This window comes from Acinetobacter celticus, from assembly GCF_001707755.1.
Classification (GTDB): domain Bacteria; phylum Pseudomonadota; class Gammaproteobacteria; order Pseudomonadales; family Moraxellaceae; genus Acinetobacter; species Acinetobacter celticus.
The window spans coordinates 11581-32736 of record NZ_MBDL01000002.1 but is presented as its reverse complement, the minus strand read 5'-3'; the positions used below and the strand labels follow the sequence as shown (position 1 = coordinate 32736).

Here is a 21156-nt window from a genome sequence, read left to right as displayed (position 1 = left end):
GAAGCTATGAATATACAAATCAAACGGATTTATGAAAAAATTGATGCTACAGACGGTAAACGAATTTTAATTGATCGATTATGGCCTAGAGGCATTAAAAAAGAGTTGGCTCAATTAGATTTTTGGCCGAAAGAATTGACGCCATCTAATACATTACGAAAATGGTATCACGAAGACATTGAACAGCATTGGCCTGAATTTCAGCAACGTTATGAAACAGAATTGGCTTTACAAGATAGCTTGGTTCAGCAATTTCAGACCCTAGCACGACAAGAAAAAATTACCTTGTTGACTGCAGCGAAAAATACAGAAAAAAACCATGCCATAGTACTTAAACGCATTTTAGAACAATGAGTTATCATTGTTTTTAGGGGCTTAAAATACGTCATGTTACTGAGTCTTGAATAAAACCCTAGAATATATAAGTGTTTTAAGTTTATGAAAAAAATAAAAATGTTATATTGGTCTTTTGCGTAGCATTGTTGCTCGGTTTATTTTTTGAGGTTGTTATGTCTTTACCCCAATGCCCAAAATGTCAGTCAGAATATACATATGAAGATGGTGACTTGCTGATTTGTCCAGAGTGTTCGCATGAATGGAAAGATGGCGAAGATACTGTAACTGATCGTGATGCTGTGATTAAAGATGCGCACGGTAATCTTTTGGCAGATGGTGACAGCGTCACTGTGATTAAGGATTTAAAAATTAAAGGTTCCTCGTCAGTGGTTAAAGTGGGTACAAAAGTAAAAAATATTCGCTTAGTGCCTGATGCTTCAGATGGTCATGATATTGACTGTAAAATTGATGGCATTGGCCAAATGAAACTAAAATCTGAATATGTGAAAAAAGCTTAGTTCTTCGTTTATTCTATTGTTTTTCAATGCGCTGTTTGATGAAAATCGTTCAGCGCATTTTTATTGGGCAAGGCATAATAGTTTGACACTTTTTACGATGATAACCTTATGCCACATATCCATTTAGAATACTCAGATAACCTCCAACCGTTTGATGCACGTCCAGTCTTAGAAGCCTTAAACCGTGCTTTTTTTGCATCGGGTTATGTTAATTCAGCCCTCGATATTAAAAGTCGTGCAGTTTGCCAGCAGGTTTATGTTGTTGGTTTAGAACAAGACCACAAGCAAGCCTATATGCATATTAAAGTGTCTTTGCTGACAGGGCGAAGTATAGCCATACAGAAAGAAATCTCAGCCCTATTATTAAAGGTGCTTCAAGAAAATGTCACAGTACCTGTGGGACTGAGTATTCAAATGTGCGTAGAAATGCTGGAAATGAACAAAGAAACCTATAGTAAGCAAATTGTTGAATAGAAATAATGATACGAGTACGGCCATGTGCCGTATTTTTTAGCCAAAATATTGCTATATCCTATTGAAAAATAAAATATTAAAAATTTTTAATTTGCTGGTATGAAAATACTAAAATTGAGCAAAAAAATATTGTTTTTTTTGATTAAATTCTATTATATTCATCTAAGTAGAATGTTTTTTGTACAATATGGTTCTATCTTAAAAACTTAATAATAAGTGCAGAGGTGTGAAATGGCAGGTTGGTATGAAATTAGTCAAGCAAACGACGGTCAGTATCGGTTTGTTTTAAAAGCCGGTAATAGTGAAGTGATTTTAACCAGTGAGCTGTATAAAGCAAAAGCTTCTGCACTAAATGGCATTGAATCCGTTCAAAAAAATAGCCCTGAAGATGGTCGTTATGACCGTTTAGAGGCCAAAAATGGTAAACCGTATTTTAATTTGAAAGCAGCCAATCATCAAATTATTGGTACCAGTCAACTTTATGGAAGTGAGCAATCACGTGACAAAGGCATTGAGTCAGTCAAACATAATGGAGGCAGTGAAACCATTAAGGATTTAACCATCGTTACTTAACAGCATTATATTTTGATTTAGGATGTTTTGCTTCTCTACGCTAAAAGCATGTTTCAATAACATGCTTTTTTAACTGAAGGGGAAGAAATGAAGGCGCTAAAATTTGGGGTTTCTGGGCTTATATTAATTGGGATTGCGCTGTTCTTTGCTTCACCGTATTGGGTGTTGTATCAAATCAATCAGGCTTATCAGCAAAATAATGCAGTAGGAATTTCAAAATATATCGATTTTGCTCAAGTCAAAGCCAGTTTAAAACCACAAATACAACAACGAATGCATACGGCTATCGGGATTGAGCATTTACCTCAAGCTTTGCAGAAATGGGGAAATCAACTGAATAATGCTTTAGGTGATCAGCTGATTGATGTGGTCATGAATGAACAAACCATTTTACTTTTAATGCAAGGCAAAGAACTGAAAGAGGCCATTGGTGTAAATACACGAGCCACTAAAAATAATATAAATGACGTTCTTGGACTAAAAAACACCTTGGACGCATTAAGTAGCCTTCCTAATATTGAACCTTCCTTACCTGAGCATTTACCGACAAAAGTTGTAAGCCCCGCGAAACGAAAAGCACATTACACGAAATGGAATCAGTTTGACATTGTGATACCAACCGACTCGGGGAGTGCTACCCGTGTGATTATGACGCGGGCAGGTTTGAGTTGGAAAATAACAGCAGTATTATTGCCAAGTTAGAAGCGCACTTTTTTAAGATAATTTAAAGATATAAATATTATGCTCTTTAATAAGGTTATTTTAATCTGAATAATAGTCAGTAGACGCTTTATGTATTGGAGCACACTATGAAAGTGACTGGAAATCAACAAGTGGGGCAGGAAATTATTGCTGTTCTTAAACAATGGGATCAGGCGATTTGTAGCTTAGATCTACATCAAATTATTGCACAGTGTAGTGCAGATGTGAGTCTCTTTGATGTGAGTTCGGAATTGGTCGGGGTGAGTGCTTATCAGCAAATCTGGACGCGCTACCAAGATTATTTTCAGAGCGGACTTCGGGTCTTTCGCGATCGAATTCATATTCAAGCAGAAAGCCAGTTGGCATTTGTTTCTTGCTTTTCGAAAATTGATGTCGAAAGTGGCATTCCTACACCTAATATATTGTGGTGCAGGACGACCATTTGCTTTCGAAAAAAGGGCGATCAATGGAAAATTGTGCATCAACATATTTCATTGCCAACCGAAATTCAAGACAGAGAACCAGTGAAATGGGATTTTTCGTAGATTCGTTGTTATTTTAAAAGCGCATTTTAGTGCCATGGAATACTTGGGGTGGGCAATGCATAAAAACACAATCAATACGCGGTTAGGTTTGGCTGTTGGTTTGGCTTTATTAAGTAACCTAAGCTTTGCTGCTGAAATATCTGGTCTACATTTTATATATAAAGATTGGGAACTTGCCTGTGATAATACGGGAGCATGTCGCGTGGCAGGGTATCAAGCCGATGAGTATCTAGATCGTCCGATATCATTACTTCTTCAACGTGCAGCTGGAGGGAATACACCTGTAGTTGGGCGGGTTAAAATTGTCAAGGAACAGATTCCAATATCATCTAAGCAATTAGAAATTTTGATGTTGGGGCAGAGTTATGGCACGGTATCTGTAGATGAAAAAACAGGTGAAGGGAAATTATCGAAGGGGCAGACAGAAGCCTTACTGAAAGCAGTGCAAAGCACACAGCCTATTGTATGGAAAGCCGATGGGTTGGAGTGGAGATTGTCTACTGCTGGGGCCAGCGCAGTACTTTTAAAGTTTGATGATTTTCAAAAGCGGATAGGAACGACCTCGGCGTTGATACGTAAGGGAACACAATCCAATGATAAGGTTTTAAAAACACAGCCATTACCTTTGACTCAAATGAAGCATTATCAGCGAGGCATGGCGAAACGTCTAAATGTGAATGATGTTCAAGCGAAACGTTTAGCCCTTATACTGAAAAAAACGACCAGTAAAGAAGATTGTTGGGCCTTATATGATCAGAATTTTTTGTCTGAAGATCAAATCACGATTTATCCGTTAAATCGTCAAAATATGGTGGTTGAAGCACCGTGTTGGCTGGGGGCGTATAATTACGGCTATGGTTATTGGGTGATGGATAAATCGCTGAAGCAGATACAGCAATTTGTTACTACATCGGCGTCTAGCTTTAGTGAAGGGCAAATTTTTGCAACGCAGAAAGGACGTGGTATTGGTGACTGTGGTACGCAAGATGAGTGGGCATGGAATGGCAACCGTTTTGTCAAAACTTATCAGGTGATACAAGCACAGTGTAAAGGTTTTGTCGGTGGTGCTTGGGATATGCCTTTGTTGATTAGTAAGGTGCGAGAAGTACAATAAAAAAGCACCAAGTTTGGTGCTTTTTGAGAAAAATCAATATTTCCAACTCGATTGCGTTAAAAACGCTTTGGAATTTTCTGCCCATTCGGTACAGGGGTTTCTGCACTTGTTAAGGCGCCAAACAACCAAACTTCAGCATGATGTACAGCCACTTTTAAATCATCACCTAAGGCTAAACGTCCCGCAATATAACTGGCCAATGAACAACCAGATCCATGATATTCACCGTCCAAACGAGGGCATTGGCTTGCAGAAATGAGTTCGCCTTTTATATATAACGCATTGCGAATAAAGTCTGGCGTATCTTCATGGCCACCTTTCACTAAAACGGCTTGAGCCCCCATGGCAAAGAGCTTCTGAGCTGCTTGTTCTAAGTCTTGTTCACCTGTTAATGCACGTAATTCGACTGTGTTGGGGGTAATTAGTGTTGCCAATGGAATCAGTTCAACAAAGGCTTTGACTAAGGTTTCTTGATTGCCCAAAGAGCCCCCACTATTTGCCACCAAGACTGGGTCTAATACGTATAAATAATTGGGGTGCTCGCGTAGAAATACCGCAAGAGCTGCAATGTTATCGGTTGTTCCGAGCATACCTGATTTAACACAGGTGATGGGTAAATCTTGCACCACGGCATTCGCCTGTGCCAATAACAAATCTTTCGGGGTTGCTGTAAAGCCAAATACCTGTTGCGAATTTTGAACAGTCAGTGCTGTACACGCAATGGCAGCATGTGCACCACTTTGGCCAATCGCTTCAATATCGGCTTGCAAACCAGCCCCGCCAGAGGGATCTAAACCAGAAAAGCACAGTACAGTAGGGCGCACAATCATGTCCTTCTTACACAAAATTTGGGTTAGTATAGGCAACTTTCAGGTAACTCTCGAGTGCATTTTTGCCAAGAGACAAAATGGTACGGGCAATGATTAAAAATATTTTGATTGACTTAGACGGAACCTTAACCGATCCGAAAGTTGGCATTACTGCATCTGCTCGTTACGGCCTCGAAAAAGTGGGTCACCCAATTGCTGAAAATATTAATATTGATTGGATTATTGGCCCACCGCTCAAAGCATCTTTGGCTAAAATTTTAAATGTGGCTTTAGAGCATGATTTGGCTGAACAGGCCTTGTTGGGCTATCGTGAGCGTTTTTCGGTAACTGGGTTATTTGAAAATCAAGTGTATCCCAACGTGGCTGAAACCTTGGCTTTACTAAAACAGCAGGGATTTAAGTTATTTGTTGCCACGGCAAAACCGACCATTTATGCCAAGCGAATTTTAGAACATTTTGGACTGGCAGAATATTTTATTGCAATTTATGGCAGTGAACTTTCTGGCGAACGTACCAATAAAGGCGATTTAATTGCTTATATTTTGCAACAAGAACAGTTGATTGCTTCTGAATGTTTGATGGTGGGCGACCGTGAGTATGACATTTTAGGTGCACGTCGCAATGGTATAGATAGCATTGGCGTGGCTTATGGTTATGGTTCTGCAGAAGAATTGACCCATGCACAACCTAAAATGGTGATTGAAAATTTTGATGCGTTATTACAGGTCATTCCACAGTTATCGTGTAAATCGGCTTAAAAAGTTGGTCTGAAAAATAAAGCGTTACTGTAATTATGCATAAGCTCCGTAGGACGAGACCTATAGTAATAAGACAATAGGATATGAAGGCATAGCTTCCACAATTGGGGTAGAGCATTTTTAATATTGCAGTTATTTTACCCTGCGCTTGATATTTTCGACGTGTGATTTGGCAAAGTCATAGATGCAATATTGAAATAAAAAATCCTGCTTTTATGAGCAGGATTTTTTATTTCAGGGACAATTTTATTTTTGGTGATCATTCAGTTCACTCAAGTTTTGAAATTGTTGAGCATTGCAAGTAAGACACGGCAAAGCGTCGGTCATGTCTTACTGTAGAAAAAAATAAGAAAGCAAATTTAGATGGTTTCATTAATATTTTTTTGCCATAAAACTTCGCTACCACCTTCCGCGCGTTGTAAGGCACGAGATGCCACAAACAACCAATCGGACAGGCGGTTTAAGAGTTGTAATGATGGCGCTTGAATATTTTGGTCGCGGGTCTGTACTGTCATTAGACTGCGTTCAGCACGTCGACAGACTGAACGGGCTTGATGCGCATAGCTACATGACAACGTTCCAGCAGGAAGAATAAAGTCTTTAAGCATCGGTAAGTCTTCATTCATACGGTCAATTTCTTTTTCTAAAAACTCAATCGCGACGGGTTGTACCAAGTGGTAGTTTGGAATGCAAACCTCACCACCCAAGTCAAACAACCAGTGTTGAATTAAGCTTAGAGATTTGTCCCAAATGGCTTTATCTTCAATATTGCTGTTCGCAATTTGTGAACGTAAAACCCCAATGCATGAATTCAGTTCATCGACATCGCCGAGCGCGTCAATGCGTAAATCATCTTTGGCTACACGTGATCCATCGCCCAAGCCAGTTGTTCCTGAATCGCCTGTGCGGGTATAAATTTTACTTAGACGGTGTCCCATTTGTATTCCTTTAAGTTTGGATAGCACAATTGAAAAAGGATAATGCCATAGGCATGGCATTATCCTTAAAAATATTTGTTTAAACTGAAGTGAACTTAGTATTTAAAGGTTACACCAGCAGAGGCAAGGCGACCGCCATCGACATAGTAAATGCCTGGGTTATAAGAAGCAGTTTTGTATTGAACATCACCGACATTTTCCACATTAGCAAAGACTTTGACATTTGGGTTAATGTTCCAATAACCGTTTAGGTCAACGGTGGCATAACCTGGTGTAGTTTGCTTATAATCCTGTGCTTTTGATTTTGCAGAGAAAGATGCACTGATACCATAAACTTCATTTTGTAGACCTGTTGTGACAGTTAGACTGCGACGTGGGCGACGATCAAGTTCTTTATCTGTATCTTCATTCATGGCTTTAACATAGTTAAACCCAGTTTTCAGGAATAAGTCATCTTGTTGCCATTTTGCATAAAACTCACCGCCCCGCATAGATGCTTTGTTAATGTTGATATTTTGATAGACAGGGAAAGTGGTTATCCAATCGCCATTACAGACAGCAACACATTTTGACTCAATTAGGTTGTCAACTTTGGTGTAATACGCAGACAAGCCTGTTGAAATATTGTGGTTCAGCTTCTGATCAATCCCAATTTCGTAGGAAATACTTTCTTCAGGATGAAGATTCGGATTACCACCAAAACCATACATGTCATTTAAAGTTGGTGCTTTAAATGCTGTACCGATGTTGGCATACACACTGGTCAACGGTAGTAATTGATAACGGATACCGCCTTGTGCAACCGTATGCGTACCATATTTTTCATTATCTTCAACACGAACACCCAACTGTGTATTCAAACCATTATTCTGGTATTGGTGCTGAACAAAGTAGCCAGTTGAATCGACTTTTTCATTATATGGAGAACCATAAGAGAGTACATCACCATCAAGTTGCTGATGAGTGATACCAACAAGAACATTTTGATGTGGTGTGAATTTCCATTTCACATTCGCTTCAGCTTCTTGAGTCGTGCTGTGGACGAAATCGGGAGATTTTTTTTGGTCGAGTTGATCTTTAAATTGAGAAAGGCGGGCGTTCAGTTCAACAGCATCATTCAGATTTATGCGACCACGAGCATTAATAATTTCATTTTCAAAATCCTGTGATATTAAAGAACCATTATTCAGATAGGCATCGTATTGACTTGTACCTTCGTTGATACTGTAGTCTATCGATGCTGCATAATTTTGCTTATCTATACCGAACTTAGCACTGTAACCACGTTGATCATATGATGCTGTATCAATATTGGTGCCTTTTAAATCTGTGACTTTTGAACCATCTGTTTCAAGACGCTGACCACGAATTTGGGCGTAGACTCCATTTTCCTTTAGGTCTGCACCAACAACAGTTTTATATGTATTTTGCTCGCCCATTTCAGCCGTCACAAAAGCACCTGTTTTTTCAGGTGTTTTTGAGATAATTTGAACCACGCCACCAATAGCATCTGTACCATACAGAACTGAAGCTGGGCCTTTGAGAACTTCAATCTGTTTAATGTCTGTCGTGTCTAAAAATGCTAAGTTTGCTGCACCTGTCGATGCCGTATTCAGACGTGCGCCATCACGTAAAATCAATGCATGTTCGGAGTTTGTCCCGCGAATAAAAATAGATGCAGTTTGACCGAAACCGCCACTTTGAACCATGTTAATGGATGCATCAGCCATGAGTAAATGAGGCAATTCAGCAATCGGAGATTGTTGTAGGACTATTGGTTCAATAATAGTAATACGCGCAGGAACATCTTTAATTTTTTCTTCACTACGTGATGCAGTAACCACAATCGTCTCTAATGATGTTTTGACGGAAGTTTGCTTTTCTGCATGAGTAACAGTAGAAAAACCCATGGCAATAGCAATAGCACCCACAAGCGCTGTAGGTTTAAAAAGAGTAGACATGTTTTGGCTCCATACATTCACCCCCCGTGAATGATTGAGTTGAGGGGCAACAAGCAGGTTTCCGGACTTAAATGTGCTTATAATAAAGCTACTTATCCACCTTCCCACATGGCTATGCAGTGATGTAAATCTCTATGATTTATGAAAGATAAGCTTTTCATTTTACCGTTGCGGGGGCAGTGTTGGATTTTAACCGACTTCCCTAAAGCGAGTGCTTGGACTTGTTGCATTTTGCGCGCAGTATAAAGTTTGTATGTGGATTACACAATGTATGTAAAATAATATTCAGGATGAACTTTACTCAAGCTTTTAAAATTGCATTACAATGATTTGCCTTAAAAATGGATGAATTGGCGATTCAAATATAAATATCGTCAAAAAAGAGCGATGATGATGCGAACACGTGCCAAAATCTGTGGAATTACTCGAATTCAAGATATTCAATCTGCAGTAGAAGCGGGTGCCGATGCGATAGGCTTTGTTTTTTATCCACCCAGCCCACGCAGTGTAACAGCCCAACAAGCAAAAATATTGGTGCAGCATGTGCCTGCCTATGTCCAAACTGTTGGCTTGTTTGTCAATACATCGGTAGATGAAATTGCATTGGTTTTAAAAGAAGTTGCATTAGACTTGATTCAATTTCATGGTGATGAAACAGCACCGCAATGTGCCAGTATTGCTCAGCAAGTCGGTCGTCGTTGGTATAAAGCCATTCAAGTCAAACCTGATTTAGATGTAATTCATACGATAAAAAAATATCAACAAGCAGGCGCAAGTGCAGTACTCTTAGACGCTTGGCACCCTGAACTCAAAGGCGGAACAGGGCACAGTTTTGATTGGGCACAGTTTCCCCAACTCGATATTCCTTTAATTTTGGCAGGTGGTTTAAAGCCTGAAAATATTGAAGACGCTATAAAGACGACCAATGCTTATGCAGTAGATGTCAGCGGAGGCGTAGAATCCGCTAAAGGTATTAAAGACCAACAACTCATTGAACAGTTTATGCAAGGAGTCCAACGTGGATCAGCAAAATAAGATTGACTATACCCAATTCCCCGATGAACGAGGGCATTTCGGTATCCATGGCGGACGTTTTGTGTCAGAAACCTTGATGGCGGCATTAGAAGATTTAGAAAAACTCTATTTCCGCATGAAAGATGATAAACAATTTCTGGCAGAATTCGACCGCGATCTCGCCTACTATGTAGGTCGTCCTAGTCCACTTTATCATGCTGAACGATGGTCAAAAGAGTTAGGTGGTGCGCAAATTTATTTGAAACGTGAAGACCTGAATCATACAGGTTCACATAAAGTGAATAACACCATTGGTCAGGCTTTACTTGCTAAATTATCAGGTAAAAAACGCATTATTGCAGAAACTGGTGCAGGTCAACACGGTGTAGCAACGGCAACCATCGCTGCACGTTTAGGCCTTGAATGCGTGGTGTTTATGGGTGCAGAAGACGTAAAACGTCAAGCCATGAACGTCTATCGTATGCGTCTATTGGGTGCAACTGTTGTACCTGTGCAAAGCGGTTCAAAAACACTCAAAGATGCCATGAATGAAGCGATGCGTGATTGGGTGACTAATGTCGATAGCACGTATTATGTGATTGGTACAGTGGCAGGGCCACATCCGTATCCACAATTGGTACGTGATTTCCAATCGATTATTGGTCGTGAAGCACGTAAACAAATTCAGGAACAAGCAGGTCGCTTACCTGATGCATTGGTTGCTTGCGTGGGTGGTGGTTCAAATGCAATGGGCTTGTTCTATCCATTTTTGAATGATGAAGATGTAAAAATGTACGGTGTTGAAGCCGCTGGCTATGGCATTGAAACAGGGAAACATTCTGCGCCGTTAAATGCAGGTCATGTCGGTGTACTTCATGGTAACCGTACTTACTTGATGTCAGATGATCAAGGTCAAATCATTGAAACACATTCAATTTCAGCAGGTTTGGACTACCCAGGCGTAGGCCCAGAGCATAGTTTCTTAAAAGACATGCACCGTGTGGAATATGTGCCGATCAATGATCAAGAAGCCCTACAAGGCTTCCGTGATTTAACGCAGATTGAAGGGATTATTCCTGCGTTAGAAAGTTCACATGCCATGGCTTATGTGACGAAACTTGCGCCAACCATGTCAAAAGATCAGATTATTATTGCAACGGTTTCAGGTCGTGGTGATAAAGATTTAATGACTGTTGCGCGTATTGATGGCGTGGAAATGGTTGAGATGTAATGACTTTTTTGAAGCCTTTCCCATTTGGGGGAGGTTTGGAGAGGGGATTTAAAGAATCGTGTTGGGTAAAAGCTCAGCACGATTTTTTTATTTACTTTAATGAAAATGGCTTGGGTAATTTAAAAGAGGGAAAATTTATAAATGCACTTCCTCATTTTAAGTGATGAATTGTGATTGGTTTGCGTAGGGAATATCTTACTTTTGTTTTGGCAAAAGTAAGCAAAACCATTTGTTTTACTGATGCTACATCCTTGTAGCACAGTAAAACGGCGACATCCATGTCGCCTCCGCGTCTCCCATACTTTTAATCTAGCATTATTTTTATCATGACGGAGTCTTACCGTTTACTCATCTTATGGTCGGAGTTCGTAATGTTACTTTTAAAAAAGTAACCAAAATACGATTCATCAGCAAAACTCGTTGAATAGCATCATGTGATTTATACTTCGCAGAAACATGATTTATTTAATTTTAGTCTGACTCGAACAGTTGCTGATGGGTTTGGCGTGTATCCATTATTATCTGTAATCTAATGATGATCTTAATTTGAAAAGGAGCAAAAAATGCCCAGCCTATTTATCGTCATGCTTGGTGGTCGTCATGCCCGTGCCAACACAGAAGTTCATGATGTCGTTTTGGCCGTGGGTGATTCGCTTGAAGAGGTTTATCCACAACTTCAACATGCATGGTTTGGTGAACAAAAAGGCCTGCATATTGATGCTTGGGCGCAAATGAATGGCGTTGAATTTGAAGGCAAAAACTATCAAATTCAATTTACCGATGCACAGCCAAATAAAGCCGAAGAAAAACTCTGGCTAATTAATTTAGGTGGTTACGATGCAAGAGAGTTTGGGGAGTTGCATCGCTATGTATTGGTGGTTGCGCAGAATGCAATGGTCGCAAAACAGCGCGGTAAAGCCTATTTTGCACAGCATTGGCAAAAGCAACATACCGACCGTGTACTAGATGTCGATGATTGTATTGCCATTGACCAGGTGTATGGACACTATATTCAGTTGGTTGAAGGCGCATTCTCTGGAAACTATTGGGAGAATACGTACTTAACCATTGATGCGTCATTGAACTTTAGGCTCTAATTAAAAAATAGATCATAAAATGATGCTTAGATTGAGCAAATGAATGGCATTTTTTTGTACTTTTTTACAGAAATTAGATGCTTAGACTGTTCAGCTTAAAAAATATAGGCATAATAAGTCTAAGGATTTTTCTATAATTTATTCCACGGATTTGAATAAATGGATTTAATAAAACCCAATGGACAGCCCCATTATGGCAGATTTAGTACCTTGCCTCAGTATATTGATTTCAATCAATATATTTATAAAACCCCCTATGGGAAGGTGCTGACGGGTTGGCGTAAACGATTAAAATATAAAAAATTTAAATTTTGTAGCATTCAACATGAACATTACACCATTGGTTTAGCCATTGCAGATATTGCATGGGCGGGGCATGGTTTTGTCTATATTTATGATCATTTAAAAGATGAAGTTACGGAATGGAATACCATTAATTTACTCGCGGCCAATACCGTGCTTGATGAACAACCCCCATATAATCAAAGTCATTTTTCTAAATCGGGTGTGCAAATTGATATTCAGCACGCCAATGGCGTCCGTTATATTCAAGTCAGTAAACATGGTGAGCTACAACTCAGTGCCCGTGTCTTTTGTGCAGGAACAGACCCGCTTAGCATGTGTAGTCCAACGGGTATTAATGGCTGGACGTATACCCAGAAACTCACAACATTGGGCTGTGAAGGTTTCTTTAAAAATAAACAAGGTGAAATTATTCAGTTTAATGAGCGCACTTTTGCTTCATTAGATGATACATGTGGTTTTTTACGTCCAGAAACGGCATGGTTTTGGCTGTCTTGTAATTTTTGGGATACACAGAATAATCGTGTCGGTATTAACCTTGCATCTGGGGTCAATGAAAGTTTTGGCAATGAAAATTGCTTGTGGATTAATGGCGTGCTGTATCCGATGTCGGATGTGTTGTTCCAACAACAGAATGAAAACCAATGGACGATTTGTTCATTAGACAATAAATTAAATTTAATGGTTTCTACCGGTTGGCGCCGTTATGAAAACCTCAACTTAAGATTGGTTGGTAGTCAATTTAGCCAATGGCAAGCAAAAGTCACTGGAACGATTCAGCAAGATGATCAAGAAATTGTGTTGTTAAATGAATATGGATTATTGGAACAGCATTACGCAAAATGGTAAAAAATACGCCATATTACACAGTGAATAGGGCGTATATTTGCACAAATGAAATGCTAAAAAGATAGGTCAGTCTTTGGCTGCGTGCCAAAAGGCTTCGCCCGCTTGAATTGGGTCACCGGTTGCTTCTAGGGTATCAATCCAGACATTGTATTGCGCAATAATGGGGTGTTGATTGGGATGGAAATCGGCTTTAAACCAGTCTCGGTATGGTTTACTCATTGAGGTCAATGTCCCATTTTTGCCAAAAAACCAAGGTAATCCTTTCATATTCATTTGCAGACGTTCCCGCCAACTAAAACCATCATATTTCAGCATAATATTGGTGCGATAGATGGTAAAGCCAAACATCATCAAAGTGGTAAAGGCTAAAGCAAATTTACGTGTAGATTCAGGCACCTGACCGACTTGTTTCATCACGTCAAAGGCCACATCACGATGTTCCATTTCCTCAATGGCATGCCAAGCCAATAATGCGCGCACATAGGGGTGGGCATCTTTTAAGGTGCTTTTGTTTCCAAAGAAAGTCTCGGCCATCAGTGCAGTCAAATGCTCTGCAGCTGCTGTCATAGCAATGTTGTACTGTGCAGAACGGTTCTTTAGCTCAAATTTAAAGATTTTATTTAAGCGTCGAATAAATTGCTCAACAGGCATCCCTTGCTCTTTCATCACTTGATTCATTTTGTCATGTGCCATGCCATGCTGTGCTTCTTGACGAATAAAATCTGCCACGCGTTGTTGTAAATCGGCATCGGTAATTTTGTCGCGGAACAGACGCACGCTTTCAATAAAATAGCGCTCTCCATCGGGAAAGGTCAAACTAAGTGCATCAAACATGCGAGTTATGTACGGGTCGCCACCAAACCAAAAACGGGGCACTTCATCAAGTTTAAAATTTAATTGACTGCGAACAACAGGGCTAACCTGAGGGTATTGAACATGGGCATTCATTTTTTTTACTTAAATTGCCTGTAATGGCTACAGTATGTCGGAGAGATGAGCAGATGTTTTGACAGATATTGCCAATTTTTATACATTTAATGCCATAGTGAAAATTGTCTATGTCAAAATAAAAATGGAGTAGGCTGATGCTGGAATTGCAAATACCCAATGGTTACTTCCAGCTCTGGAAAATGTATCTTTCAGAACAAAAGCTAGATGAAGAGAGTCTAAATTTTCTGTTGCCGTATCAGCGTGAATTACACCGCGTACTAACATTGCCTATTGATTCACAATCTCCGTATCATTTTTTTGAAGCAGTGATTGAGCAGACGCGCCAACACTTAGATTGTCCACAACTTATTTTAGAAATGGCCAAGTTTATTCGTGCTGAACATTTCGGGGTGTTGGGCTATATGGCCACACGCAGTAATAGTGTGGCGGAAGCCTTGCAGTATATTTTGCGTTTTAGTCGTTTGGTGATTGATGGCGCAGAGGTGATTCCTATGCAAATCCTTCATCAGGGCAAAGCAATTTATTTAACTTGGCCACGGTTAGATGAAAAATATGCCATGGTGAATGAGCTAACTTTGGCTTGTATGGCACATTTAGCCAAACAAATTTTCCCTGCATCCTTACAACTGCTAAGTATACAGTTTGCGCATGCACCGCAAATGGTGCGTTATCACTACGAAAAATTCTTTGGTTGCCAAGTTGAATTTTCCCATTCTGAATATTCATTGGCCATTAGTTCAGACAGTTTAGATTTAAAATCTGAATTGGCAGATCCATCGCTAATGCAATTGCTTTTGAAGCAGGCGGAAGAAGCCATTGCGGCCAAGCCCCATTTTGAACATATTTTACAGCAGGTTCATCTACATATTGCTGCGTATATTCGCTTACATGCAAACGTACCAAAAATTGAAATAATTGCCGATGAACTGCATTGGTCGATTCGAACTTTGCAACGACAGCTCAATACACAGAATAGTTCATTTAAAAAAGTATTAGAAACAGAACGAATGAAACGCTGCGAACAATTATTAGTGCAGGGCATCTCTTTCAGCGATATCGCTATGCAGTTGGGCTATTCAGATCAATCGGCCTTGGCTCGCGCGTATAAAGCATTTTCTGGTCAGACCCTTATGCAACGCAAGAAGCAATTGAAATAGTGGTTTTTCTGGTCAATCAATCAAGTTGAAGGCGTTGTAAACCAGTTTAGAGGTATTTTTATTTTGTCATAAACGAAACTAAACTGATCTACAAAGAAGTTATCAACTGAAGGCTTTAGCTCACTTTTTGTGGCAATTGGGGATAGCGAAAAATAATTGCTAAAATGGCAAAGATAGCTAAAACCCAACAGTAGTAAATGCTACCAATCAGCTCTACAGGAGATATTTTAGCAATCGAACAGGCCAAAAGAAGTTGCGCACCATATGGAATTAAACCTTGGGTGATACAAGAAAAAATATCCATAAAGGCGGCCGCACGTTTTGGGTCTACACCATATTCAAGAGCCACTTCACGTGCCATATCGCCAGAAAGAATAATGGCAACGGTATTGTTTGCAACGAATAAGTTGGAAAAAACCACCAAAAAACTAATGCCGAATTCACCTGCTCGTTGTTTGCTGACTTTTAATAATCGAGTGAGGCTATAGATGCGCTGAATAAGCCATTCTAAGCCACCTTCACGTTGCATAATTGCCGATAATCCACCTAAAAACATTGAGAGCATGGCCACTTCAAACATGCTTAAAAAACCATCATAAATGGCATTATTTAGTTTTAATAGGGAGAAATCGGCTTGGTTGGTTAGTCCCATCACGCCGGATAAAATGACACCAACAGTCAAAACGGCCAACACATGTAAGCGACTAAATGCCAAAAAGAACACTGCCACATAAGGCAAAATTAGCCAGATATCGTAATCTTTAAATTGAATGGCTTGCGAACCATGGCTGATGTTCATATAGAGCAGGAGACTGACAATGGATGCAGGAACAGCAATCCAGACATTGACTCTAAATTTGTCACGCAGTTGCACCTTTAAGCTTGTGGTTGCAGCAATAGTGGTGTCCGAAATCATCGATAAATTGTCGCCAAACATGGCACCACCGACCACAGCACCAATGGCGTAGACAGCATCAATGTCCGTGGCTTGCGTAAAGCCAAAGGCAATGGGGGCACAGGCTGCAATGGTGCCCATAGACGTGCCCATAGCGGTGGCAACAAAAGCTGAAATAATGAACAGCATTGGAAGGACATATTCGGGTGAAATAATTGACAGTCCAAGTTGCACGGTTGCATCGACACTGCCAATGGCACTGCTGACACTGGCAAAAGCACCTGCCAACATAAAGACCATGAACATTAAAATCAGATTCGGATGACTCGCCCCTTTTAAAAAGGCGTCAATCCCATCATTTAAGCGACCCTTATAAAGTAGTACCGCTAAAATAATGGCAGGAAGTGCCGCCACGGGCGCTTTAATTTGGTAAAAAGCAAACTCAGTACCAATGACGGAATGATAGATACCACTGCCTAAAAAAATGGCTAAAAAAACAATAAGTGGCATCAGTGCAAAGGCACGTGCCTGCACTTTAGCTTGGGAGTTGGAGGTCATAGGAGATAAAAAGAAAAACAATGGTCATAGTATAAAGCAGGTTTTGCTATTTCAGAAAAAATTAAATGTAAAAGCTAAATATATTATTTATATCAATTTTTTAGCAATAAAATTAACTTTGGTGAAAAGCTTAACATTTTGTAATTTAGTGAATTTAGGCATCTTTGATCATTGTGAAAAAGGCTGAAATATCCGTAAATGTTGCTTTCGGATTGTTCTGGAAGTTATACATGCAATAGAAATACGGACAGAAATGCTCTCACCCATATTCAATGGATGAAAAATAGCGTTACAATGCGATGTCTTGTATTTTTACAAAGCCCACTCGTTTTGAACCATTCAAGGAAAGTATAGTCCTATGTCACGTTTAGCCACACGTTTTGAAGCACTTAAATCTCAGCAGCGTAAAGCTTTGGTTTCTTATGTAATGGCTGGTGACCCTCATCCGCAAGTGACTGTGCCTTTATTGCATAGCATGGTTGAGGCTGGTGTAGATGTTATTGAATTAGGCTTGCCGTTCTCTGACCCTATGGCAGATGGCCCTGTGATTGCGCTAGCAGCTGAACGCGCATTGGCAGGTGGTACCAATACCCTTGATGCATTAAACATGGTGAAAGAGTTCCGTCAAAATGACACAGAAACACCTGTGGTCTTAATGGGCTATTTAAACCCTGTTGAAGTAATTGGTTATGAAAAGTTTGTGGCGTATGCCAATGAATGTGGTGTAGATGGTGTACTTTTGGTGGACTTACCACCAGAAGAAGCAAAAGATTTAGCTGACGTATTACAAAAATACGGTATGGATCAAATCTTCTTGCTTGCACCGACCACGACAGATGAGCGTATTCAGCATGTTGTCAAACAGGCAAGCGGTTTTATTTACTATGTTTCCCTGAAAGGGGTTACAGGTGCAGCCACTTTAGATGTTGCCGAAGCAGCCAATCGTATCCAAAAAATTAAATCGTATACCAATGTTCCTGTTGGTGTTGGGTTTGGTATTAGTGATGCGGCCTCTGCCAAAGCAATGGGTGTTGCAGCAGATGCTGTGATTGTCGGAAGTGCTTTTGTAAAACAGTTTGCCAGCTTAGCCCCAGAACAAGCCGTTATAGCAACGGTGAATAAAGTTAAGGAGCTTCGAGCCGCGCTCGATGAATTAGTATGAGTCAAGACGTGAAATCAGGGAAAATTCTTAGTCCGGCTACACCTTGGACGGACCGTGGCGTACCTGGCATTCATATGCCAGATGAGCAACAAGTGCTGAAAGCCACTTTTACAGAACCTACTATTGAATGCCCTGAGTGTCATGCTTTAGTGACCCGTACAGCCATGTCTTTCAATGCCTATGTTTGTCCGCAATGTGACGAACATTTACGTATGAAAGCACGTGAACGATTAAATTGGTTCTTTGATCAAGTGAAAATGGAATTAGGTCAAGAATTTAAAGCCAAAGATCCACTAAATTTTGTCGACAGCAAGCCTTATCCAGAGCGTATGGCAGAAGCGCAAAAGAAAACAGGTGAAACTGAAGCCTTGGTGGTTATGCAAGGTGTATTAAAAGGCGTGCCTTTAATTGCCTGTGCTTTTGAATTTGATTTCATGGGCGGTTCAATGGGTTCTGTGGTCGGCGACCGTTTTGTGCAAGCGGCAGAACGCGCCATTGAAAACAAACAACCGTTGATTTGCTTTGCTGCCTCTGGCGGTGCGCGTATGCAAGAAGGCATGTTGTCTTTAATGCAAATGGCACGTACGTCTGCAGCTATTCAAAAAATGAAAGAAGCAGGTTTACCGTATATCGTTGTGTTAACACATCCTGTCTATGGCGGTGTAACAGCCTCTTTAGCCATGTTGGGCGATGTACATATTGCTGAACCAAAAGCCATGATTGGTTTTGCGGGCAAGCGTGTTATTGAGCAAACCGTACGCGAAAAATTGGAAGAACCGTTCCAACGCGCCGAATATTTGCTTGATCATGGTGTAATCGATCAAATTGTTCATCGTCATGCATTACGTGATACAGTTTACCGTATTGTCGCTAAATTGATGAACTTGACTTGAACACAGCACCTCTTGCAACCGATTCTTTAAATACATGGCTCGAATATTGGAGCCATGTTCATGTTACAGGCATTGATTTAGGTTTAGAACGCGTGATTCCAGTTGCAGAAGCACTGGGAGTAATGCGTCCACAAGCCAAAGTTTTTACCGTAGCGGGAACCAACGGCAAGGGGTCTACCACCACTACTTTAGCAGCTATTTTAAATGAGCAAGGCTATAAGGTGGGTTTGTATCAATCACCGCATATTTATCGTTTTAATGAACGGGTTAAATTGGCTGGTGTAGAAGTCGATAATCAAACCTTGATTGATGCCTTTGTACAAGTCGATCAAGCACGTCGTCAGTGTGCATTAAGTCTTTCTTTCTTTGAGGCCACAACATTGGCGGCTTTTGTTGTTTTTAAACAAGAGCAATGTGATGTTTGGGTGCTGGAAGTGGGTTTGGGCGGACGTTTAGACGTGGTCAATGTTATCGACCCAAATATTGCCGTCATTACCAATATTGGTTTAGATCATACCGATTGGTTAGGCGACAGCATTGAGCAAATTGCATTTGAAAAAGCAGGGATTATTCGTCCGAATATTCCCGTAGTTTTTGGTGGTGTGCAGGATTTACCTTTGGCCATTCAACATAAAGCCAATGAATGCCAAGCACCCTTATATGCAGTGAACCGCGATTATTTTTATCAATCTACTGAAGACGGTCAGTCTTGGATGTTTGCCTCTTCGGGCACAACTCTAAAATTACCGATAGGTCGCTTAGCACTGGAAAATATTTCTACTGCTGTGGCTGCCATTTTATTGAGTGGCTTGGTGGTTTCACAACAGGCCATTGCACAAGGTATCCAAACCGCACAACTGCAAGGGCGTTTTGAAATTAGAAAAATTGCCGATAAAACTGTCATTTTTGACGCTGGACATAACCCTCATGGCGTTGAATTTTTGTTAAAGCAATTGCGAAATTTTTTAGAATACAATAAACAATATACAGAGGTGATCAGTGTTTTTTCTATGCTTAGCGATAAAGACATCAATTCAGTCGTTAGCTTGTTGAAAAATACTATATTAATGTGGAAAATTGCACCGTTGGATGTGCCACGGTCTGCGGATGTTATGCAATTAGAGATTGCTTTGCAGGGACAGTCGGTACAACAGTATGACAGTGTAAAATTAGCTTTTAAATCAGCTTTAAATGAAACAAAAAATAATCAGCTGATTTTGGTATGTGGATCATTTCATACTTTAGAAGCGGTATGGGAGTATTTGAAAGAATGTCAATGAATAACAAACAGCGCTGGATGGGCGGTGTTGTTTTACTAAGTGGCGGTGTGCTGTTGACCGCATTGCTGTTAAAAGGCACGGATGAAATTCATCAAAATAAATTACACGCACCAGACACAGTAGAAGCTAATCCAAAGAATACCAATAGCAATACTTCTGGGTTGACGGTGGATGTCGAAACTGAAAAACGCTTATTAGAAGCACAGCGTCAAACTCGTGAAAAGTCTGTGGCAGAGCAAGAAGCACGTGCGGCTGAGTTTTTGGCGATGCAACAGCAAGCCGAAGCCGATGCCGCCCGTAAAGCAGCAGAAGAATATGCAGAGCTGAATGCGCGTCGTTCTGCACAGCAAAGTTCAGACAATATTCCACCAGAACTGATTGAAGATGATGCCGTCAAGCAAAAACGTATTGCTGAGGAAAAACTGGCTGCGCAAAAAAAAATAGATCAGCAGAAAGTCGTGCAGCAAAAGGCTGAACAAGCCAAACAAGATGTTGCTCGTAAAACTGCTGAAGCCGAAAAGCGTGTTGCAGAAGAAAAACGCATTACAGCAGAAAAGCGTATTGCAGAAGAAAAACGTCAAGCCGAGCAGAAACAGAAAGCTGAACGTTTGGCTGCAGAGCAAAAAGTAACTGAAAAACAAGCTGCAGATGCTAAACGTAAAGCAGATGAACAGCTTAAGGCAGAAACCAAACGTAAAGAAGATGCCAAAAAAAAGGCTGAAGCTGAAAAAGCCCGTGATTTATTAGAGCATGGCGACAAGCAGTGGATGGTACAAGTTGCACTGGCAGCCAATGAAGCCAATGCAGATGCTGTTGCATCTAAATTAAAAGCCAAAGGCTATCAGGTGACCAAAAGTCCGACTTCCAAAGGGATTCGTATTATGGTCGGCCCATCGAAAGACCGTGATACAGCAGATAACGCACGGAAGAAGATTACAGCCGATGCGAGTTTGGGGATGAAATCGGCGTGGGTGATTGATTGGGTGCCACTCAATAAACGTTAATCTGTGACACCGT

The 21156-nt window shown here is 40.4% G+C and carries 23 protein-coding genes and 1 riboswitch; of the genes, 18 read left to right on the top strand and 5 right to left on the bottom strand.

From position 1 onward, the window contains the following. Positions 1-6: 6 nt before the first annotated feature. The 7 genes from BBP83_RS03355 (at position 7) to BBP83_RS03325 (ending at position 4262) form a co-directional block, all read left to right on the top strand. Positions 7-354, top strand: a complete 348-nt coding sequence (locus BBP83_RS03355) for a DUF488 domain-containing protein (RefSeq protein WP_068886001.1) — start codon at positions 7-9, stop codon at positions 352-354. 155 nt (positions 355-509) lie between these two features. Further along, complete coding sequence (locus BBP83_RS03350; RefSeq protein ID WP_068886000.1) at positions 510-854, top strand: zinc ribbon domain-containing protein YjdM; 345 nt, start codon at positions 510-512, stop codon at positions 852-854. A 108-nt stretch (positions 855-962) separates the two neighbouring features. Next, the gene (locus BBP83_RS03345) at positions 963-1328 is read left to right on the top strand and encodes a 5-carboxymethyl-2-hydroxymuconate Delta-isomerase (protein WP_068885999.1); all 366 of its coding nucleotides are present in this window, start codon (positions 963-965) and stop codon (positions 1326-1328) included. 231 nt (positions 1329-1559) lie between these two features. Beyond that, positions 1560-1901: a YegP family protein gene (locus BBP83_RS03340; RefSeq protein ID WP_068885998.1), complete on the top strand. Its 342-nt coding sequence runs from the start codon at positions 1560-1562 to the stop codon at positions 1899-1901. Between the two features lie 87 nt (positions 1902-1988). Next, on the top strand, positions 1989-2603 hold the full coding sequence (locus BBP83_RS03335) for a DUF2939 domain-containing protein (protein WP_068885997.1): 615 nt from the start codon (positions 1989-1991) through the stop codon (positions 2601-2603). 107 nt (positions 2604-2710) lie between these two features. Further along, positions 2711-3148: a YybH family protein gene (locus tag BBP83_RS03330; RefSeq protein WP_068885996.1), complete on the top strand. Its 438-nt coding sequence runs from the start codon at positions 2711-2713 to the stop codon at positions 3146-3148. 55 nt (positions 3149-3203) lie between these two features. Next, a complete protein-coding gene (locus BBP83_RS03325; protein WP_068886025.1) occupies positions 3204-4262 on the top strand; it encodes a DUF1176 domain-containing protein in 1059 nt (352 codons plus the stop codon). Between the two features lie 56 nt (positions 4263-4318). Here the strand turns inward: BBP83_RS03325 and BBP83_RS03320 are convergent, their stop codons facing one another. Further along, positions 4319-5086, bottom strand: coding sequence for a hydroxymethylpyrimidine/phosphomethylpyrimidine kinase (locus BBP83_RS03320; RefSeq protein ID WP_068886024.1), 768 nt, complete (start codon positions 5084-5086; stop codon positions 4319-4321). A 95-nt stretch (positions 5087-5181) separates the two neighbouring features. On the opposite strand from BBP83_RS03320, the gene BBP83_RS03315 reads away from it, so the two are divergent. Further along, on the top strand, positions 5182-5850 hold the full coding sequence (locus BBP83_RS03315; RefSeq protein ID WP_068885995.1) for an HAD-IA family hydrolase: 669 nt from the start codon (positions 5182-5184) through the stop codon (positions 5848-5850). A 359-nt stretch (positions 5851-6209) separates the two neighbouring features. Here the strand turns inward: BBP83_RS03315 and BBP83_RS03310 are convergent, their stop codons facing one another. Beyond that, positions 6210-6788, bottom strand: a complete 579-nt coding sequence (locus tag BBP83_RS03310; RefSeq protein WP_068885994.1) for a cob(I)yrinic acid a,c-diamide adenosyltransferase — start codon at positions 6786-6788, stop codon at positions 6210-6212. A gap of 95 nt (positions 6789-6883) precedes the next feature. Then, positions 6884-8749 carry a TonB-dependent receptor plug domain-containing protein gene (locus tag BBP83_RS03305; RefSeq protein WP_068885993.1) on the bottom strand — a complete coding sequence of 622 codons (1866 nt, stop codon included), beginning with the start codon at positions 8747-8749 and terminating at the stop codon, positions 6884-6886. Positions 8750-8784: 35 nt separating this feature from the next. Beyond that, positions 8785-8989, bottom strand: a riboswitch (cobalamin riboswitch). Positions 8990-9142: 153 nt separating this feature from the next. On the opposite strand from BBP83_RS03305, the gene BBP83_RS03300 reads away from it, so the two are divergent. The 4 genes from BBP83_RS03300 (at position 9143) to BBP83_RS03285 (ending at position 13243) form a co-directional block, all read left to right on the top strand. Beyond that, a complete protein-coding gene (locus tag BBP83_RS03300; RefSeq protein ID WP_068885992.1) occupies positions 9143-9784 on the top strand; it encodes a phosphoribosylanthranilate isomerase in 642 nt (213 codons plus the stop codon). Then, a complete protein-coding gene (gene trpB, locus BBP83_RS03295) occupies positions 9768-10994 on the top strand; it encodes a tryptophan synthase subunit beta (protein ID WP_068885991.1) in 1227 nt (408 codons plus the stop codon). The genes BBP83_RS03300 and trpB overlap by 17 nt, the downstream gene beginning before the upstream one ends. Positions 10995-11557: 563 nt before the next feature. Further along, positions 11558-12091 (top strand): DUF1543 domain-containing protein, encoded by a 534-nt coding sequence (locus tag BBP83_RS03290; protein ID WP_068885990.1) that lies wholly within the window; start codon positions 11558-11560, stop codon positions 12089-12091. A gap of 159 nt (positions 12092-12250) precedes the next feature. After that, a complete protein-coding gene (locus BBP83_RS03285) occupies positions 12251-13243 on the top strand; it encodes a DUF2804 domain-containing protein (RefSeq protein WP_068885989.1) in 993 nt (330 codons plus the stop codon). A gap of 66 nt (positions 13244-13309) precedes the next feature. Here the strand turns inward: BBP83_RS03285 and BBP83_RS03280 are convergent, their stop codons facing one another. Beyond that, a complete protein-coding gene (locus BBP83_RS03280; RefSeq protein WP_068885988.1) occupies positions 13310-14191 on the bottom strand; it encodes a metal-dependent hydrolase in 882 nt (293 codons plus the stop codon). A 137-nt stretch (positions 14192-14328) separates the two neighbouring features. Here BBP83_RS03280 and BBP83_RS03275 point away from each other — a divergent pair, with 137 nt between their 5' ends. Then, the gene (locus tag BBP83_RS03275; protein WP_068885987.1) at positions 14329-15351 is read left to right on the top strand and encodes an AraC family transcriptional regulator ligand-binding domain-containing protein; all 1023 of its coding nucleotides are present in this window, start codon (positions 14329-14331) and stop codon (positions 15349-15351) included. A 115-nt stretch (positions 15352-15466) separates the two neighbouring features. Here the strand turns inward: BBP83_RS03275 and BBP83_RS03270 are convergent, their stop codons facing one another. Continuing rightward, a complete protein-coding gene (locus tag BBP83_RS03270; RefSeq protein WP_068885986.1) occupies positions 15467-16804 on the bottom strand; it encodes a Na+/H+ antiporter NhaC family protein in 1338 nt (445 codons plus the stop codon). Between BBP83_RS03270 and BBP83_RS15230 the strand changes: the two genes are divergently transcribed. From BBP83_RS15230 to BBP83_RS03245, 5 genes are all read left to right on the top strand, one after another. Next, positions 16731-16991 (top strand): hypothetical protein, encoded by a 261-nt coding sequence (locus tag BBP83_RS15230; RefSeq protein WP_171258028.1) that lies wholly within the window; start codon positions 16731-16733, stop codon positions 16989-16991. The genes BBP83_RS03270 and BBP83_RS15230 overlap by 74 nt on opposite strands. A 171-nt stretch (positions 16992-17162) precedes the next feature. Continuing rightward, positions 17163-17966, top strand: a complete 804-nt coding sequence (gene trpA / locus BBP83_RS03260) for a tryptophan synthase subunit alpha (protein ID WP_068885984.1) — start codon at positions 17163-17165, stop codon at positions 17964-17966. Continuing rightward, the gene (gene accD / locus BBP83_RS03255) at positions 17963-18859 is read left to right on the top strand and encodes an acetyl-CoA carboxylase, carboxyltransferase subunit beta (RefSeq protein WP_068885983.1); all 897 of its coding nucleotides are present in this window, start codon (positions 17963-17965) and stop codon (positions 18857-18859) included. The genes trpA and accD overlap by 4 nt, the downstream gene beginning before the upstream one ends. Continuing rightward, positions 18856-20139: a bifunctional tetrahydrofolate synthase/dihydrofolate synthase gene (folC, locus tag BBP83_RS03250; protein ID WP_068885982.1), complete on the top strand. Its 1284-nt coding sequence runs from the start codon at positions 18856-18858 to the stop codon at positions 20137-20139. Before accD ends, folC begins: the two co-directional genes overlap by 4 nt. Next, positions 20136-21143, top strand: coding sequence for an SPOR domain-containing protein (locus BBP83_RS03245; protein ID WP_068886023.1), 1008 nt, complete (start codon positions 20136-20138; stop codon positions 21141-21143). Before folC ends, BBP83_RS03245 begins: the two co-directional genes overlap by 4 nt. Positions 21144-21156 lie beyond the last annotated feature (13 nt).